This is a genomic window from Kurthia sp. YJT4 (assembly GCF_030219945.1).
GTDB lineage: Bacteria > Bacillota > Bacilli > Bacillales_A > Planococcaceae > Kurthia > Kurthia gibsonii.
In genome coordinates, this window is sequence record NZ_CP126689.1 from 1741594 (window position 1) to 1760885 (window position 19292).

A 19292-nucleotide genomic window follows, 5' to 3' on the forward strand; every position below is an offset into this window, starting at 1 on the left:
AAAAGCAGTGATGCACTGTGACATCACTGCTTTTTACTATGGTTTAAAAAGTGTTTCAATTCCTTGCGAAACGGTTAATTCACCTTTTAAAATCTCTTTTTCTAAGGCTTGTACGATTTCTTTTTTGCCTTGCGTACCGTAAAAATCATCTACAAGACGGTCTAAAATCATGGAGCGGAACCAATCGGTTGTTTGATGATTTCTGCGATTCAACCAAACACCATTTTCAAGTGCTTGCTCTTTGAATGCTTCAATCGTCTCCCATACTTTGTCGAGCCCTTTATTTTCATAAGAGGAAGCTGACATCGCTTTTGTCGTCCAATGCGGCGTAGCTGGTTGTAGTAAATGTAAGATTTGCTTATACTCTGCAACGGTCTTACGCGCATTTCGTACATTATCACCATCCGCTTTATGCACGACAATCGTATCTGCTAATTCCATGATTCCTTTTTTCATACCTTGTAGTTCGTCTCCTGCCCCTGTTAATACAAGAAGCAAGAAGAAATCCACCATACCACGTACAATAGTCTCGCTCTGACCAACACCAACGGTCTCAATTAAAATCACATCATACCCTGCTGCTTCACAAAGTAACATTGTTTCACGTGTTTTTTTATGCACACCGCCAAGCGTTCCAGCAGAAGGAGATGGTCGAATATAAGCACGTGAGTCACGCGACAATTCTTCCATACGTGTTTTATCGCCTAAAATACTCCCGCCTGTAATCGAAGAACTCGGATCAATCGCAAGTACTGCTACGCGATGCCCTTGTTCAATTAACATCTTGCCGAAAGTTTCGATGAACGTACTTTTTCCTGCTCCCGGCACACCCGTGATGCCGATACGAATCGACTTCCCTGTATGTGGCAGCAATTCCTTTAATAATGCTTGTCCTTCTGCTTTATCATCGATATTTGCACTCTCAAGTAGTGTAATGGCCTTAGCAAGATGTAATTTCGAACCACTTCGTACGTCTGTAGCTAATTCGTCAATCGCAATCGGTTTACGTTTTTTAACAAATTTACGTCGTTTGGATTTTTGCATCCCGTCATGACTCGCTTTTACACCTGGTTGTACAAAAAGCGCTGATTCTTTTTCAGACATTATGCTTCTTCGTAACCTAAACGTTCATAGATGATTTCAATCATTTTTTGAGAAGCAATAGGCAATACCGTACCAGGTCCGAAAATTGCTGCTGCTCCTGCTTCATATAAGAAATCATAGTCTTGTGCTGGAATAACACCGCCAACGATGACAACGATATCTTCACGACCTAATTTTTTAAGCTCTGCAATTAATTCAGGTACAAGCGTTTTATGTCCCGCTGCTAATGACGATACGCCAACACAGTGAACATCATTTTCTACAGCCATAATTGCTGCTTCTTCTGGTGTCATAAATAGTGGTGAAATATCCACGTCAAAACCAAAGTCAGCATACGCTGTTGCAACAACTTTTGCACCGCGGTCATGTCCATCTTGTCCCATTTTTGCTACAAGAATACGTGGACGACGACCTTCATTTTCTAAGAATTCATCTGTCATTTCTTTAATTTCTTTGATGGCATCTGCATCTGAATAGTTTGAAGCATATACACCGCTAATTGAGCGAATAACTGCTTTGTGACGGTCTGATACTTCTTCGATCGCATCTGATATTTCACCTAATGTCGCACGCGCACGCGCTGCATCTACTGCTACAGCTAATAAGTTTTCGCTACCATCTGCTGCTGCTTTTGTTAAACGTGCTAAATGACGTTTCACTTCTGCTTCGTCACGCTCTGCTTTCATTTTATTAATACGGTCAATTTGTGATTGACGTACTAATGTGTTATCAATATCTAAAATTTCAATTGGTTCTTCTTCATCTAAACGGTAACGATTTACGCCGATAATCGTTTCTGCTTTTGAATCGATTTTTGCTTGGCGTTTCGCTGCAGCTTCTTCAACCTTCATCTTCGGTAAGCCTGTTTCAATCGCTTTCGCCATACCACTAAGTTCTTCAACTTCATTGATTAGTTTCCATGCTGATTGTGTTAGTTCATCTGTTAACTTCTCAACATAGTATGAACCACCCCATGGATCAATCACTTTTGTCATCGTTGTTTCTTCTTGTAAGAATAGCTGTGTATTACGTGCAATACGCGCTGAGAAGTCCGTTGGTAATGCAATCGCTTCATCTAATGCATTCGTATGAAGTGATTGTGTATGTCCCATTGTTGCCGCATTCGCTTCAATTAACGTACGTGTCACGTTATTGAATGGATCTTGTTCTGTTAATGACCATCCAGATGTTTGTGAGTGTGTACGAAGCGCCAATGTTTTTGGATTTTTCGGGTTAAATGTTGACATCATTTGTGCCCAAATACGACGTGCTGCACGCATTTTAGCGATTTCCATATAATAGTTCATACCGATTGCCCAGAAGAATGATAGACGCGGAGCAAACTTATCAATATCGATTCCTGCTTTTAAACCTGTACGCACGTATTCTAAACCGTCAGCTAATGTATAAGCTAACTCAATATCATTCGTCGCACCAGCTTCTTGAATATGGTAGCCCGAAATTGAAATCGAGTTGAACTTCGGCATGAATTTTGACGTATATTCAAAAATATCTGCAATGATTTTCATCGACATTTCAGGTGGGTAGATGTACGTATTACGCACCATGTACTCTTTTAAAATATCGTTTTGAATCGTACCTGCTAATTTGTCTGGTGTAACGCCCTGTTCTTCTGCTGTTACAATGTAAAACGCAAGAATTGGAAGTACAGCACCATTCATTGTCATCGATACAGACATTTGATCGAGTGGAATGCCATCAAATAAGATTTTTGTATCTTCAACCGAGTCAATTGCAACACCCGCTTTACCAACATCACCTGTTACACGCGGATGATCTGAATCATAACCACGGTGTGTCGCTAAGTCAAAGGCAACTGAAAGACCTTTTTGTCCCATCGCAAGATTTCGGCGGTAGAAAGCATTTGATTCTTCCGCTGTTGAGAAACCTGCATATTGACGAATCGTCCATGGACGACCTACATACATCGTTGGATATGGTCCACGTGTATTGGGTGCAATCCCTGCTACATCATTTAGATGTTGTAAACCTTCATTATCTACAGCTGTATAAACAGGTTTTACAGGAATTTCTTCATTCGTCATAAATCTTTCTTGCGTCGTTTCAAATGGTTCTTTCGTTAATACTTCATCGATGTCAATTTTGTGGAATGTTGGATTGCTCATCGTTGAACCTCCTTCATGCTTGCGTGAACAGTTGTTAGTTTTTCATAAATATTCAACCCTGCAAAGATATAGCCATTTAAGCCTTTTTCCGTCCAGTTCGCATCAAACTTACCCGCCACATCAAAGATGACATGTTCAGGTTTTGCAGCAAGTAATGCTTCCATAACTGCTTTTGTATCTTCATCTGTTGCTGAAAGGACAACATAGTCTGCTGTTGTTGTCGTTAACATATGCACGATTTCTGTTAAATCGACTGTTGGTTCTGTTACTTCTGGTACGATACCAGCAGTTGCTAACACACCTTTTACAAAGTCTGTACGTGGTTTTGTCGTTTTTAGCTCACCGTATGTTAAGATTTGTGCCTTCATCGGATGTTCTTTGAATGTCACACGTAACTCTTCAAATGGTTGTGCTAAACGATTTACTTCTACAAACGTTTCAGCAGGTACTTCTTCTGTTGCATCTGCATAATTATTTGTACCAACTAATACCGTTTTACGCTTTTTCACTTTTTCAATGCGTTCAGACCATGAAGCTTGAAGATCCGCTTCAATCATCTCGCTTGCTGCCTCGTAGCCACCTGCTTCTTCAATTTTCAAGAAGTAAGCCCATGCTTCTTTTACAAGGTCATGCGTTAATGTTTCGATAAAGTATGAACCACCTGAAGGATCGATTACTTTCGTTACTTGTGATTCTTCTTTAATTACAAGTGCAACATTTCGTGCAATACGAACCGATTGATTCGTTGGTGCAGTTAAAATGTTATGTGGATGAACTGTTAGTAAGTCTGCTCCACCGATTACTGCTGAAAACGCTTCATTTCCAGCGCGCAGTAAATTCACGTAAACGTCTAACTTCGAGAATGAACGAAGTGATGTTTCCGTAGCGATATGAACTGGTTGTGGTGTCTCAACACCGTACGCTTTTGCAAACGCTTTCCATAATACTCTGAAAGCACGGATTTTAGCAATTGCCATAAAGAAGTGTGTATCTAAAGCAAATGAAGCGAAGAACTTTTTCTCTACTTCTTCAAAAGATGCACCTTTCATAAATTCCGCTGCTTGTGCAAGTGCAATCGCTAATTCTTGTATAGATGTTGCACCTTCATAATGTGCTGATAATATATTTGCATTGAATGTACGAACATTCGGAAAATCAGGTAGGTCAATTGGTTGTGTTGATTGTACATAACCTACTTGTTCTTTATTTGTGATGAATTCGAACACACCAAGTACGGCTTCATCTTCTATATTTAAACGGAATGGGTGAGCTGATAGTAATGCACCTAATTGCTTTAATGCATCTTCTGTCCACTCAAATGCTACCTTTCCAACTGTTACATATTGATTTCCACGTTGAAGCGCATCTTTTGCTTGTGCGATGAATGCCTCAATATTCTCACCATAGGCTGCCTGTGCTACCCCAAAAGCACCTTCAGCTTTCATTGTGCGAATCGTCGAAATTTGTTCCTCCAGTTTACCATCAATCTTTTCAAACAAACTCTCTTTTGTGTAGAGTGGCTCGAGTGTAATCCCCTCGATTGTTTTAGTCAACAAAGATTCAAATGGTTTACCTTTTAATGCTCCTTCTGCTGCCGTTTTCCAGTCAGCATAAGTTGCTTGTTCAAATGTTACTTCTCTCATGTTTGTCATATGGACGCGTTGACGCTTCCCCCCTTCAATGATTCTATCTTCCATTTTACACAAGAAAAGGTGAACGGAAAAGTAAAAAAAAATCAGAAAACCGCAACAATTCGGTTTTCTGACTTTTCCTAATAAACAGAAGTGCTTGAAATTGTCATATTTTCTAGCAATTCTTTAACACGAGCTAGAAACTTCCCACAAATCATTCCATCTAAAATTCGATGATCTAAAGATAGACATAAATTCACCATATCGCGTGCAGCGAACATACCATCGTCCACAATGACAGGTCTCTTAACAATTGATTCTACTTGTAAAATAGCTGCTTGTGGTGCATTAATAATTCCTGCTGAATGGACAGAGCCAAATGAACCCGTATTATTTACCGTAAATGTTCCACCTGACATATCTTTTACATTCAACTGTTTTTTACGTCCTTTTTCAGCTAAAATTGCAATTTGACTTGCGATGCCTGCAATGGACAATTGATCACAGTTTTGGATAACTGGAACGAATAACTCATCATCTGAAGCAACTGCAATTGACATATTAATTGCTTTCTTCTGAACGATTGTATCGCCTTTCCAAACAGAATTAAGCATTGGATATTCTTTCAACGCTTGTGCAACTGCTTTTACGAAAAAAGCAAAATACGTTAAATTGTATCCTTCTTGCTCTTTGAATTGCTTCTTATGTGCATTACGTAATTTAACTAATTCTGTTACATCAACTTCAATGGTCATCCAAGCATGTGGAATTTGCGTCACGCTATCTACCATACGTTTTGCAATTGTCTTACGAATCGAAGATACCGGAATAATCACGTCACCATTTTCTTCTGGGATTGCCTCTTTCACTTGTGTATCACGTGTTGTTGGCTTTTCTTCATGCGTTAATTGTGACGAAATAATGCCCGATTCAATCTCACGTAACACGTCTTTACGTGTCACACGTCCACCTGCACCTGTTCCTTCAATTAAATCAATATTTAAATGGTATTCGTCAATCAAACGACCTACAACAGGTGACACACGCTTCTTCTGGTCAGCTGAACGCTTTGGCGCAGCTTGCGGTGCTGCTGCCACAGGCTTAGCTGTTTCTGATGAAGACGAAGATGATGGTGCTTCAGAAGGTGCTGCTGCCTCTCCATGCGCTACAACAATGGAACATACGATTTCGCCAACTGCTACTGTCTCACCTTCAGGAACGATAATCTCTTGAATCGTTCCTGATAATTGAGATGGAAGGTCTGCTGTTACTTTATCTGTCGTTAACTCCGCAATGGAGTCGTACTGTTCAACTGTATCGCCCGGCTTTACTAACCAGCGGTCGATTGTTCCTTCTGTAACACTTTCACCGAGTTGGGGCATTTTAATATACTCTAACATGTATTCTTCCTCCTTAGAATGCAGCTAATTCTACAATTGCTGCTTCGATTTGGTCTGGTGTTACCATGAAATCTTTTTCTAAAGACTGTGCATACGGCATCGATGGGGCATCAGGTGCTGCCAGTCGCTTAATTGGAGCGTCTAAATCAAATAGACAATGTTCTGCAACAATCGCTGCGACTTCTCCAATAATACTTCCTTCTTTGTTATCTTCTGTAATTAATAAGACCTTACCTGTTTTACGTGCTGCTTCAATAATCGCTTCTTGATCAAGCGGATAAATTGTACGTAAATCGAGAACATGTACAGAAATGTCTTGTTCCTCTTGTAACTGTTCTGCCACCTTTAATGTTTGGTCGACCATTAAACCATATGTGATAACTGTTAAATCATCACCACTACGTTTTACGTCAGCTTTACCGATTGGCACAACATAATCTTCATTTGGCACTTCACCTTTAAGTAGGCGATATGCTTTTTTATGTTCGAAATAAAGAACTGGGTCTGGGTCGCGAATCGCGGCTTTTAAAAGTCCTTTTGCATCTGCTGGGTTTGAAGGAACAACAATTTTTAAACCTGGTTGATTAGCAAAAATCGCCTCTACTGATTGCGAGTGATATAAACCACCATGTACCCCGCCGCCAAATGGTGCACGAACAACTAATGGACAACTCCAATCATTATTTGAACGATAACGCATTTTTGCTGCTTCTGAAATAATTTGGTTAACTGCTGGTAAGATGAAATCCGCAAACTGCATTTCTGCAATTGGCTTCATACCATACATTGCCGCACCCACTGCTACACCTGCAATAGCTGACTCGGCTAATGGTGTATCTAAAACGCGGTCTTCACCGAATTCATCGTAAAGACCATCTGTTGCACGGAACACACCGCCCTTTTTCCCAACATCTTCACCTAGTACAAATACATTTTCATCTCGCTGCATTTCTTCGCGCATCGCTTCATTAATTGCTTCAATATAGGAAATCGTTCTCATTATAGCTTCTCCCCTTCCGCATAGACATAACGTAGATTATCTTCTACTGAACCGTATGGTGCTTGTTCTGCATACGTAGTCGCTTCATTAATCTCACGTTTTAATGTCGCTTCCATTTCTGCTTTTAATTCTTCTGTTAACAGGCCTTGTTCCACTAGATACTGCTCATAATGATGTAAACCATCTTTTTGTTTATCATCTTCTAATTCTTCTGTCGTACGATAAATACGGTGATCATCATCTGATGAATGAGGCGTCAATCGTTGGCAAAGCGCTTCAATCAATGCTGGCTTACCTGATTCACGTGCTTTTTTCACAGCAATATACGTAGCGATTGGATCTGTACCGTCTACTACCTCACCTGGCATATTATAACTTGTTGCTCGTTGTGCGACTGTTGCACTCGCTACTTGACGATCGTATGGTGTTGAAATCGCATACTGATTATTTTCTACAAATGTAATAACAGGCAATTGATGCACACCAATGAAGTTTAGACCTTCATGGAAATCACCTTGATTGGATGAACCTTCACCCAGTGAAACAAATGTGTAAAAGTCATCTTTCTTCATGCGTCCTGCTAGTGCGACACCTGCTGCATGTACAACTTGTGTTGTAACAGGCGAAGAACCTGATAAAATACGATTTTTGCGTTGTCCCCAGTGTGCCTGCATTTGACGACCACCTGAGTTTGGATCCTCTGCTTTCGCAAAAGCATTTAACATGACATCTTGAATTGTCATTCCCGCTTCTAATACCACACCTAAATCACGGTAATACGGCGCTAAATAATCCTTCGTTAAATCAAGTGCATATGCAGCACCGATTTGTGCAGCTTCTTGTCCTTGACACGAAATAACAAATGGGATTTTACCTGAACGGTTTAATAGCCATAAACGTTCATCGACACGTCTTGCACGTAACATACTGAAATAAATATCTAATGCTTGTTGATCTGTTAAATTTGCTTCTTTATGTGAAACTGTCATAATCAAAACCTCCTAATAATGAATTGCTTCGTTTTTAATTGCCAGTGCGACTTCTTGCATCACTTCACTCACGCTTGGATGCGGGTGTACAGTATGTCCGATTTCAAATGATGAAGCATCTAGATTAAAGGCTAAACTTGACTCAGCGATTAATTCTGTCACATGGTCACCAATTAGATGGACGCCTAGTACATCATCTGTTTCTTCATCTACAATCATCTTCGCAAAACCGAAATCATCACCATTAACCAGTGCTTTTGCATTTGCTTTTAATGGGAATTTTTTGACGACAACTTTATTAAATTGTTCTTTTGCTTGTTTTTCATTTAATCCAATATGTGCAATCTCTGGATAGCTATAGACACAACTTGGCATATGCACGACACGTGTATCTGGTTTTAAACCTACCATATGTTCAACTGCATGAATGGCTTCATGAGATGCTACATGTGCTAATTGAATACCACCAATTACGTCGCCTGCTGCATAGATGTGTGCTTCTTTTGTTTGCATATGTTTATTTACCTTAATAAACTGCTGTTCTAACTGGATATCTGTATTTTCTAATCCAATTTGTTCTGTAATCGCTTGTCTTCCAATTGCGACTAGCACTTTTTCGAATGTTTTTACTTCTTCATTCACATGGAATGTCACTTGTTCATCTGTTGCTTCCACATTTGAAATTTTCGCATTCGTCACAACTTGAATACCACGTTTTTCAAAATTTTTCACAAGTTCTTTCGCTACTTCTTCATCTTCTGAAGGTAGAATACGTTCAAATGCTTCATAGATTGTAATCTCTACACCTAAATCATGTAACATAGATGCCCATTCAATTCCGATTACACCGCCACCAACAATCGCCATATTCTTTGGCAATGTATCAAGTAGAACTAAATCATCTGAACTTAAAATCGTCGTATGATTAAATGGCATAGACGGTAGTGTGCGTGGTTTCGAGCCTGTACAAATCAATAAATTTTTCGGTACGAGCATATCATTTTCAAGATCTTCACCATATTCCACCGATACAGTTCCAGGAAGTGGTGAAAAAATAGAAGGACCTAATATACGACCTGTACCTGTATATACATCAATCTTCCCTTTTTTCATTAACGCTTGAATACCTGCTTCTAATTGTGCGACTACAGCATTTTTTCTTTCATGTGCGATATGATAATTGAATCCATACGATGTTAATTCGATTCCGAAATCGTGCGCTTTTTTAAGAGAACGTAATTGTTCGGCACTCTTTAATAGCGCTTTTGTCGGGATACAACCTTTATGTAAACAGGTTCCACCTAGTTTTTCTTTTTCGACAATCGCCACTTTTAACTTTAATTGCGCTGCACGAATGGCTGCCACATATCCCGCAGGTCCGCCGCCCAAAATGACTAAATCGTATTCATTTGCCATATGTCATACCTCCATAAAATCATTATTTTCACTTCTTGTCACAACTGCTTTTTTATCATTTTAGGTCAAATACCTTCACTATCTGTTATATCATAATAATACTTATTCTTCCTATCATAAATGTCATATGACATGATATGACATTTATAATATACCTGATAAAAAAACATTCTTACTTGTATTTGCGTTTAATTTTTTATCATTATCCGCTCTTAAATTGTCAGAAAATTGTGTTTAAATACTTATTTTTTCTATTTTACACACATATTTTCTTCCTTGTTCTAATTCTAACTAAAAACTGTGTTCTTGACAATTATTAACTTTATTTTGTGACATATTTTGTTGAAAAAGAAGTTTTTCTGTCACTTTACATTATAAGGAAAATTCTTTATTCATCCTAATCTAAAGCTTTATATAAACAAAAAATGAGAAACTCTGTAAACATACCGTTTCTCATTTATTCTATGTATATTCGATTTAGTTATCTCTACACAAAAATAGTTGATTCATTCTTCTACATATGAATCAACATATCTTTGTGCATCTGCGACTCGATTCGGTTCATCTGTAATCCATCCAACAATACTTGGATGCTGTGGTTTTTGAAGCCACTTTTCTTTTCCTGTAATACTATAAAAACGTAAAACTTTATTTAAATCCTGTGCCATATTCCAATATTTTTCTTTATAGAAAAAATGCTTATTCACATGTAATGCATCAATCCAAGGTAAATCATTTAAGCGCGTCCAATCAAATTTGCGCTTCGGAATAAACGCTACTTCTGCTGCTGGTTTCATTACCTTTACTTGTTGTAACACTTCTAAATGAAAAGAGGAGTAATGTACATTTGGTAAATGTTGCGTCTTTTTTACAACAATCTCAAGATCAGCAGTTCGTCCAATAAACGATTCTTTGAGTTCAATATTCATTGGTACTTTATTCGGGATAGCCCATGCTAATAATTCTGAAAATGTATTAATACAATGACGACTTCCCTTAATCTTCTGACTTCTTATTTCGTTGAGTGTACAATCATTTACGCATTTAGAGATACCTAACATTCGTTTTAAATTAAGATCATGTGTAACAATTGCAATGCGATCTTTCGTCAGCTGCAAATCAAACTCAATTCCATCTGCTGCGGTTTGTATCATGGCCTCCTTCATCGCTTCTAATGTGTTTTCTGGTTCATGTTTTGTCCAGCCACGATGTGCATAAATAGGCAATCTATACATTCAACTCTCCATTCTCCATTTTAAATACACCATTTGTACGTGTTTTTAACATAGATGACCGTTTACCAATCTTAATAATCGTTCCTTCAAATGCCATTTTTGTTACTTCCACACATTCTTTTTCAATCTCACTTAATTGTTTTAAAATGGTTTGAATTTCATAATTCAACTGGATTACAACTGATTTTTTTAATTCATATTTATATTTTGTATCTTCAAATACTTCTAGTTGTTGTGCGTTCATCTGTTTCGTTAATGGTTGTAATTGAATGACACGACTTTCAAGCACACCCATCTCTTGTTCAATTTCTTTTATTTTCCCTGCTTTATAGCGTACTTCACCCATTTTTTCTTTCTGGTCAATGGTATGAATAATTAACTCTGTACGTCTTTCGTGTTGATTTCCAGCGATTGCTGTATGGATATACGATGTTGCTTCTGTCACACCGCCGATAATTTTCCCATTCACACCGTCTAAACGTACAATTCTCCCTGATAAATTCGAACCGATTGCATACATTTCGATACAAATTTCATTTTCAGCATAAATCGTTGCTTCATTCGCATGTTTTAAAAAGACACTTCCACCTGCTCGAATGATCGTTTTTGAATGACCAAATACACCACCACGAATATAAATATCGCCACCTGTTGATTCAATCGAGTCAGCACCAGATACGCCCTCTTTTGCTTCAATCGAAATATCACCTGTTGCTTTTACCGAATAGCCTGGTAAAACGGTTCCCTTAATTGCGATAGAACCATCAAACTCAATATTACCTGTTTCTACCCCAATATCTGTTTTAATTTCGAGATGTTGCAAAATGCTAATTAAACCATTTGAATCATCTAATACACCTGCTGTTTTAGAACGGATAATAATCTTTCCGTTTTCTTCACTTTCATAAACAGATTCTGGATTATATTTTAAAATAAGGTCTTTCCCTGCTTTTGCGGGAATCTCTTTTCCCAATACATTCATACCCGGTATTCCTTCAGATGCCGGTATTTTCTCACCTAGCCAAGCGTCTTTTTCAATTTCAAAAATAAAGTTCATATCGGAAAAATCTGCTCGACCATCTAAACCAATTTTTGGTCTGCGCGTTGGGTTTTGAAAATACGTGATTTTTGCATCCACACCATCTTCAGGCTCTTTCCCTTCCGCAATCACATGTTTTTTCTTCTCAAGTTCTTCCCATAAGATTCGTTTCAGACCGTACTCAATCCCAATAGATGCAGCAATTTCTTTAATTTTAAGATTCAATTCATCTTCAGAGTTACTAATTTTTTTCGGATCCTCGTAAAATAAAATATTAGCAGTCATTGCATCTTTTGAGATTTGAATATCCATTTCAGGTAATAAAACACCTATTTCTACAAAATCACCATTCTGTTGATTGAAGAGGTTTTTTAATTCCATAAAGTTTGTCAGTTTAATTCTTGGAAATTCTTTTAATAAAGTCTCGAAATCCTTCATTGTATAATCTTCTCGATGTTTTTTCACAAAAACTTTATTGTCTCTTGAGATGATTTCCATATGCTGATCTTTATAAAGTTCCATATTGTTCACCCTCTCCTTGTGTAAAAGTCCGTATGCTTAATATCGTGCATTTATCTAACTTCTAAAGACCTTTACACTAGAATGTTTCCATATGCTTATCTGTTTTTTTATTTTTTTCAAATTTAGTTTCATTTGACTAAATAGTCCTATTTTTTTACTATTCTTATTGGTTGTTATTATCCAAATGTAGTCTGTAAGTATTTTCCGTATATAATAACATAGAAAAACCTAACTATCTTTATCATACCCACCTCGCAAAAAACTAATACATTTTTCATTACTATCCCTGAAAAAAATATGCTTTTAGACCTATATTCAGTGTGTTGTGTTTTTCTTATCTTGTATTTTCTCTATAGCCTCTTTACTAATCATTGAAAGAACAGGTATAGCTAATAAAAAAACATTTGCACCCCAAACCCATAGAAAAAGTGTTGTAAGTACTATAACAAAGCCAAGATATATCCCTAAAGAATGATGCTTCCATATACTATACAAAAGTACCATTAAACCTACTAGCGAACTAATATAAAACATATCTCTCCTCTTTCCTTACTTATATTCACAAAAAAAAAGCAAACAGTTCTAATTGAACGAGCTGCTGCTTTTTCATAAGATGACTTATACTTCTACTAATTCTTCGCGTAACTTTTCTGCGACCATGGCGATGAACTCTGAATTCGTTGGTTTTTGTTTCATATGGTGTGATGTGTAACCGAATAGCTTGGATACGGCGTCATGATTTCCACGTCCCCACGCAATCTCAATACTATTTCGGATGGCACGCTCTACACGTGTTGGTTTCGTTTCAAATATTTCTGCAATAGCTGGATACAACGCTTTTGTAATTGAACTTAATAAATCTGGATTATTATAGACTAATTGAATAGCTTCACGAATATAGCCATATCCTTTTACATGAGCTGGTACACCTATTTCCTTAATGATAGATGTAATACGTGCATCTAATGTATGCTTATCTGATGTCTCAGGTAAATCAATTTCAATAATTTCCCGTGCTTTTGTTTGTTTCATTTTTGCACGTTCTGCACATTGAATAATCTTCGACTCTAAACGATCCATCTCAAAAGGTTTTAACATAAAGTAAGCCGCACCAAAGTCACTCGCTTGTTTCATAACATCTTCTTGTCCAAAAGCTGTTAACATAATCACTTCAATCGTTTTCCATTGCTCATTTTTATGTATCTCTTCTAAAACAGCTAAACCATCTAAGTGAGGCATAATAATATCTAAAATTAGCACATCAGGGATTTCTTCCTCCAGCATTTTTAAGCACTGTTTACCATTTGAAGCAGTATGAATTACTTGTATTCCTTCATTTTTTTGCAAGTATTTTTCTAATGTGGCTACAAGTTCGCGGTTGTCATCTGCAATGGCTACCTTAATCTGCGTCATCTTTTTTCCTCCTTAGGTTTTCACTCAACATTTCACAATGCATTTATTGTATCAAAATTCATTTCAAAACAAAATGTCATTACCCATTTTCTTATAAAACAATTGTTTTATTTTCATGTAATTTATATGTATTATAACACTTTTTTTGCGTGTTGAATGAAACTTTTGTTTATTTTTCAGATAAAAAAGACATTATAAACAATTCATTCGTACTTGTTTACAATGTCTTAATAGTAGTTATATGATACGGCGTTGTTTATGTTCTTCTGCAATTTCAACCAGTTCTTTTGCATGTTGGAATGTTTTTTCCGTCACGACTTCACCTGACATCATGCGACTAATCTCGTCAATTCGATCATCTTCTACTAATTCACATAACGATGTGAACGTACGATTATCTTCTTCTTGCTTTTGAATATAATAATGATGGTCAGCCATCGCCGCTACTTGTGGTAAATGCGAAATACAAAGCACTTGTGAATTCACAGAGATTAGTGAAATTTTATCCGCAATAGCTTGCGCTACACGGCCACTTACGCCTGTATCAACCTCATCAAAAATGATGGACGTAATTCCCATTGTAGATGAAAAGATGGTTTTAAGAGCAATCATAATACGCGATAGCTCACCACCAGACGCAATTTTCGTCAGTGGCTTTGGTGGCTCCCCTACATTCGTTGAAATATAGAAGACAACTTCATCGCTACCCATCGCATCAAATGTATGTGACGGTGTAATTTGTACAATCAGTGTTGCACGTTCCATGTACAACTCTTGTAATTGCGTCATAATCTTCTCAGCTAATTGAACACCATATTCTTTACGGATAACTGTTAGCTTTTCTGCTTGTTCAGCTAGTTGCTTTTCTAAGTCTTTTAAGCGTTTTTCATTCTTTTGAATATTCTCGTCGCTATTTTCAAGCGTCTCTAATTCTTTACCAATTTGATCGCGATACGCTAAAATATCCGCTAAACTATGACCATATTTTCGCTTCATATTTTGAATGAGTGCGAGGCGTTGCTCTACTTCATTTAATCTTTCTGGGTCAAACTCCATCTCATCTAAAATATTCTTTAATGAAAAAGCAGCTTCCTGCAAAACATAGAACGCGTCTGATACGGCCATAGATTGTTCTTTGAACTGTTCATCTACATTCGCAACATCTTCTAAATCAGACATCGCTTGACCAATCCAATCAAGCCCTTTAGATTCACCAAGAATCGCTTCATGTGCGTGAGAACTACCTTCAAAGATTTTATGGAAGTTATTTAAACGACGACGTTCTTCCATCAATTCATTTTCTTCATTCTCTTTAAACTTACATGCATCAATCTCTTTAATTTGGAATGAGTATAAATCAATTTTTTGAGCGATTTGCTGTTCACCAAGTGATAGTGCTGCTAATTCACTTTTCAATGTACGATATTGTTCATAGAGCGATGTATATTGTTCTTTATCTTCTGTAATCGCTTCGCCCGCAAACTGATCGAGTAAATAGATATGCTGTTTATCGTCCATTAATTCTTGTGATTCATGCTGCCCATGAATATCAATCAATGTCGAGCCCACTTCACGTAACATATTCAGTGGCATCATTTTACCGTTAACACGACAAACACTTTTTCCAGTATCATTCAGGTCACGACGCAAAATAATCACACCTTCATCGACTTCGATTCCTAACTCTTTACACTTATCATAAGCAGGATGCGGTTCTTCAGGCAACGTAAAAAGGCCCTCAAGTTCTGCCTTTTTAGCACCATGGCGAATAAACTCTTGAGAACCTCTACCTCCTGCTAAAAGTTGTACCGCATCAATGATGATTGACTTACCCGCACCTGTTTCGCCTGTTAATACAGTTAATCCTTCTTGAAATTCGACGGTTAATGCATCAATAATGGCAAAATTCTTTATGGATAATTCTTTTAACACGATGTGTCACACCCCTCAATACTTCTCTCTAGCAGTTCTTATAACATTTCTAGTAAACGATTTTTCACTACTTCACGCATTGATTCTTCACGACATAAAATCATGATGGTATCATCTCCACAGATTGTTCCTAAAATCTCTGTCCAATCTAAGTGATCTAATAATGAACCAATCGCATGTGCGTTGCCTGGTAATGTCTTCATAACGAGGAAATGACTTGCCCCATCAATCGATACAAAAGCATCTGCTAGCGCACGATGTAGTTTTTGTACAGGATTAAAACGTTGATCTGCTGGTAAGCTATATTTATAACGTCCATCTTGTAATGGTACTTTGATTAGATGTAATTCTTTAATGTCACGTGAGATTGTTGCTTGTGTCACGTTATAGCCTGCTTCTTTTAATAAGTCGACTAATTCATCTTGTGTCTCAATTTCTCGATTCGCAATCATATCACGAATACGAATATGTCTTTGACTTTTATTCATATCATTCACCTCTATGCATATTTATGCCTGTCAACCTAAAGTTATCATCTATTCAATGAAATAACAAGAAAAAACGAATCTTTTATCGATTTTCTTCTTCCTTTATTTAGGCATTTATTCATGGAAAAACACCTTCAAAGAACCTTCTGATTCTCTGAAAGTGTTTTTCGATTTTTAGCTACTTTATTTTAATTGTGCATGTGCTTCTTTTACAACTGCTTGTAAATCACACGAACGTTCTAATTCTTCAGTAGTATGCGGATTGTAAAGATGGAATAAGAATTCGATATTTCCTTCTCCACCTGTAATTGGTGAATAAGAAGCATCTTTTAAAACAAACCCTAATTCCTCTGCGAAATCCGCTACTTTTTCAAGTACTTCTAAATGAATTTTCGCATCGCGTACGACACCTTTTTTACCGACATTTTCTTTACCTGCTTCGAATTGTGGTTTAACAAGAGCCATCACATCGCCACCAGGCATCAATAATGTTTTTAATACAGGTAAAATTAGTTCGAGTGAAATGAATGATACATCGATTGTTGCCACTTCTGGTAAACCCTCGACTAAATCAGGTGCAGTTACGTAACGGAAATTGGTTTTCTCCATTACCGTAACGCGTTCATCTGAACGAATCTTCCAAGCGAGTTGATTTGAACCAACATCTAAAGCGTAACAATGACGCGCGCCGTTCTGTAACGCACAATCTGTAAAACCACCTGTTGAAGAACCGATATCTAGCATCAGTTTTCCTTCCACCGTAAAGTCGAAAATCTCAAGTGCTTTTTCTAACTTTAGACCACCACGACTGACATATTTCAGTTGTTGACCTTTAATTGTTAAATCTTGGTCTGCTGGTATTTTCTCTCCTGCTTTATCGACGCGAACTTCTTTAGAGAAAACTTGTCCCGCCATAATTAAACGTTTTGCTTTTTCACGTGTTTCACACATACCGCGTTGAACGAGTAAAATATCTACGCGCTCTTTTTGTACTTTGTCTGCCATTATGATTTTAGACCTTCTTGTTCTCTTTTTTGATGTACGAGCTTTGTAATGCGTTTTTCAGCTTCTTCTGCTGTTAAATGAATGTCGCGCATTAATAAATCAACGCTTCCATGTTCGATGAATTCATCTGGAATACCCATACGTTCTGTTTGATTTGTGTCATAGCCATGATCATTCGCAAACTCTAATACAGCACTACCAAATCCACCTTGTAGCATCGATTCCTCAATTGTTAAAATAGGGCGACCTGTTTGATAAATGCGATGTAGCATTTCCTCGTCCATTGGTTTAATGAAGCGAGCATTGACAATTTCAACTGAAATACCTTGTTCGGCTAATTTTTCTGCTGCTTCTTCTGCCATCGGAATCGTCGTACCAAATGTTAGAATCGTTGCATCCGTTCCTACTTTTAATACTTCCCAGCTACCGATTGGTAATGTTTTTAATTCTTCATCCATTGGAACGCCTAAACCATTACCACGTGGATAGCGTAAGCAAATTGGCCCCTCATCATATGCTAAAGCTGTTTGCACCATATGTTGGCCTTCATTTTCATCTTTCGGCATCATAATGACTATGTTTGGCATTGAGCGAAGGAAATTAATGTCGAATACACCTTGATGTGTTTCGCCATCTGCTCCTACTAAGCCTGAACGGTCAATTCCAACGAATACATTTAAGTTTTGACGACAAATATCATGTAACATTTGATCGTATGCACGTTGTAAAAATGTCGAGTAAATTGATAAGAACGGTTTTGAACCTTCTGCTGCCATCCCTGCTGCCATCGTTGTTGCATGTTGCTCTGCAATACCAACATCAAAGAAGCGTTTCGGGAATTCCTTAGCAAATCCTTCTAATTTCGAACCAACTGGCATCGCAGGTGTAATTGTTACAACACGATCATCTTCGCGCGCAATACGTGTTACAGTATCTGCAATTAGTTTTGACCAACCTGGTGCTGTAACAGACGATTTAACAAAATCTCCTGTTTCCATTTTATAAGGACCCGTACCATGCCAATCTCCAATTTTATCATTTTCCGCTGGTGAATAGCCCTTACCTTTTTTCGTAATCACATGAACGATTACAGGACCTTCAGTACGTTTCGCATTTAATAATGTTGACTCAAGTGCTTCAAAATCGTGACCGTCAATTGGTCCTAAGTAAGTAAAACCTAATTCTTCAAAGAACATGCCTGGTACAACTAAATATTTCAAACCATCTTTTACACGCTCTGCTGTTGAAGCTAAACGTCCACCCACTGCTGGAATACGCTTTAATAAACCTTCAAAATCATCTTTTGCACGATTATAAGGTGTCGCTGTACGCATACGAGACAACATATTGTGTAAAGCGCCTACATTCGGTGCAATTGACATTTCATTATCATTTAAAATAACGGTCATATTTGTTTTTTCATGTCCGATATGATTCAGTGCTTCAAGTGCCATTCCACCTGTTAATGCACCATCTCCAATAATCGGAACGACATGATTATGTTTTCCTTGAACATCACGTGCAGCTGCCATGCCCATCGCCGCTGATAGAGAAGTTGAACTATGACCAGTCTCCCATACATCATGCTCACTCTCATTGCGTTTTGGGAAACCACATAAACCTTTATATTGACGTAACGTATCGAATTGATCCGCACGACCTGTTAAAATTTTGTGCACATATGCTTGATGCCCAACATCAAATAAGAACTTATCTTGCGGGCTATTAAATACTCGATGTAGTGCAATTGTTAATTCAACTACACCTAGATTTGGTCCAATATGTCCACCTGTTACAGAACACTTTTCAACTAAAAATTTGCGAATATCAACTGCTAAATCTTGCAATTGTTTTTTATTCAAATTTTTCAGAAAGGATGGACTAGATATTGTGTTTAAATCCACCACCATCACACACCTTTACTTTTATCATTGATTTTACTCACACGACTTTTTTCACTATTATAACAGT

Annotated in this window: 15 protein-coding genes; all 15 read right to left on the minus strand. The window is 37.5% G+C overall.

The window, feature by feature from the left end; genetic code table 11:
* Positions 1–36 precede the first annotated feature (36 nt).
* Positions 37–1104 (minus strand): methylmalonyl Co-A mutase-associated GTPase MeaB, encoded by a 1068-nt coding sequence (gene meaB / locus QN089_RS08540; RefSeq protein ID WP_068453019.1) that lies wholly within the window; start codon positions 1102–1104, stop codon positions 37–39.
* Entirely contained in the window at positions 1104–3251 is a 2148-nt protein-coding gene (gene scpA, locus QN089_RS08545; protein WP_285215095.1) for a methylmalonyl-CoA mutase, read from the minus strand. Before scpA ends, meaB begins: the two co-directional genes overlap by 1 nt.
* On the minus strand, positions 3248–4903 hold the full coding sequence (locus QN089_RS08550; RefSeq protein ID WP_285215096.1) for a methylmalonyl-CoA mutase family protein: 1656 nt from the start codon (positions 4901–4903) through the stop codon (positions 3248–3250). Before QN089_RS08550 ends, scpA begins: the two co-directional genes overlap by 4 nt.
* Positions 4904–5022: 119 nt before the next feature.
* Entirely contained in the window at positions 5023–6282 is a 1260-nt protein-coding gene (locus QN089_RS08555; RefSeq protein WP_285215097.1) for a dihydrolipoamide acetyltransferase family protein, read from the minus strand.
* Positions 6283–6295: 13 nt separating this feature from the next.
* On the minus strand, positions 6296–7282 hold the full coding sequence (locus tag QN089_RS08560; protein ID WP_068453007.1) for an alpha-ketoacid dehydrogenase subunit beta: 987 nt from the start codon (positions 7280–7282) through the stop codon (positions 6296–6298).
* Complete coding sequence (locus QN089_RS08565; RefSeq protein WP_068453004.1) at positions 7282–8271, minus strand: thiamine pyrophosphate-dependent dehydrogenase E1 component subunit alpha; 990 nt, start codon at positions 8269–8271, stop codon at positions 7282–7284. The genes QN089_RS08560 and QN089_RS08565 overlap by 1 nt, the downstream gene beginning before the upstream one ends.
* A 12-nt stretch (positions 8272–8283) precedes the next feature.
* Positions 8284–9687 carry a dihydrolipoyl dehydrogenase gene (gene lpdA, locus QN089_RS08570; protein WP_068453002.1) on the minus strand — a complete coding sequence of 468 codons (1404 nt, stop codon included), beginning with the start codon at positions 9685–9687 and terminating at the stop codon, positions 8284–8286.
* 506 nt (positions 9688–10193) lie between these two features.
* Complete coding sequence (locus QN089_RS08575) at positions 10194–10922, minus strand: glycerophosphodiester phosphodiesterase (protein WP_285215098.1); 729 nt, start codon at positions 10920–10922, stop codon at positions 10194–10196.
* Positions 10915–12483: a flagellar assembly protein A gene (locus QN089_RS08580; RefSeq protein ID WP_068452998.1), complete on the minus strand. Its 1569-nt coding sequence runs from the start codon at positions 12481–12483 to the stop codon at positions 10915–10917. The genes QN089_RS08575 and QN089_RS08580 overlap by 8 nt, the downstream gene beginning before the upstream one ends.
* Before the next feature lie 315 nt (positions 12484–12798).
* Positions 12799–13017 (minus strand): hypothetical protein, encoded by a 219-nt coding sequence (locus QN089_RS08585; RefSeq protein WP_087680240.1) that lies wholly within the window; start codon positions 13015–13017, stop codon positions 12799–12801.
* A gap of 84 nt (positions 13018–13101) precedes the next feature.
* Positions 13102–13896: a sporulation transcription factor Spo0A gene (gene spo0A / locus QN089_RS08590; RefSeq protein ID WP_087680241.1), complete on the minus strand. Its 795-nt coding sequence runs from the start codon at positions 13894–13896 to the stop codon at positions 13102–13104.
* Between the two features lie 237 nt (positions 13897–14133).
* Positions 14134–15828, minus strand: coding sequence for a DNA repair protein RecN (recN, locus tag QN089_RS08595; protein ID WP_285215099.1), 1695 nt, complete (start codon positions 15826–15828; stop codon positions 14134–14136).
* Positions 15829–15866: 38 nt separating this feature from the next.
* Positions 15867–16316 carry a transcriptional regulator AhrC/ArgR gene (gene ahrC, locus QN089_RS08600; protein ID WP_068452987.1) on the minus strand — a complete coding sequence of 150 codons (450 nt, stop codon included), beginning with the start codon at positions 16314–16316 and terminating at the stop codon, positions 15867–15869.
* A 183-nt stretch (positions 16317–16499) separates the two neighbouring features.
* The gene (locus tag QN089_RS08605) at positions 16500–17321 is read right to left on the minus strand and encodes a TlyA family RNA methyltransferase (protein WP_068452984.1); all 822 of its coding nucleotides are present in this window, start codon (positions 17319–17321) and stop codon (positions 16500–16502) included.
* Positions 17321–19225 (minus strand): 1-deoxy-D-xylulose-5-phosphate synthase, encoded by a 1905-nt coding sequence (dxs, locus tag QN089_RS08610; protein ID WP_285215100.1) that lies wholly within the window; start codon positions 19223–19225, stop codon positions 17321–17323. Before dxs ends, QN089_RS08605 begins: the two co-directional genes overlap by 1 nt.
* Positions 19226–19292: the final 67 nt, after the last annotated feature.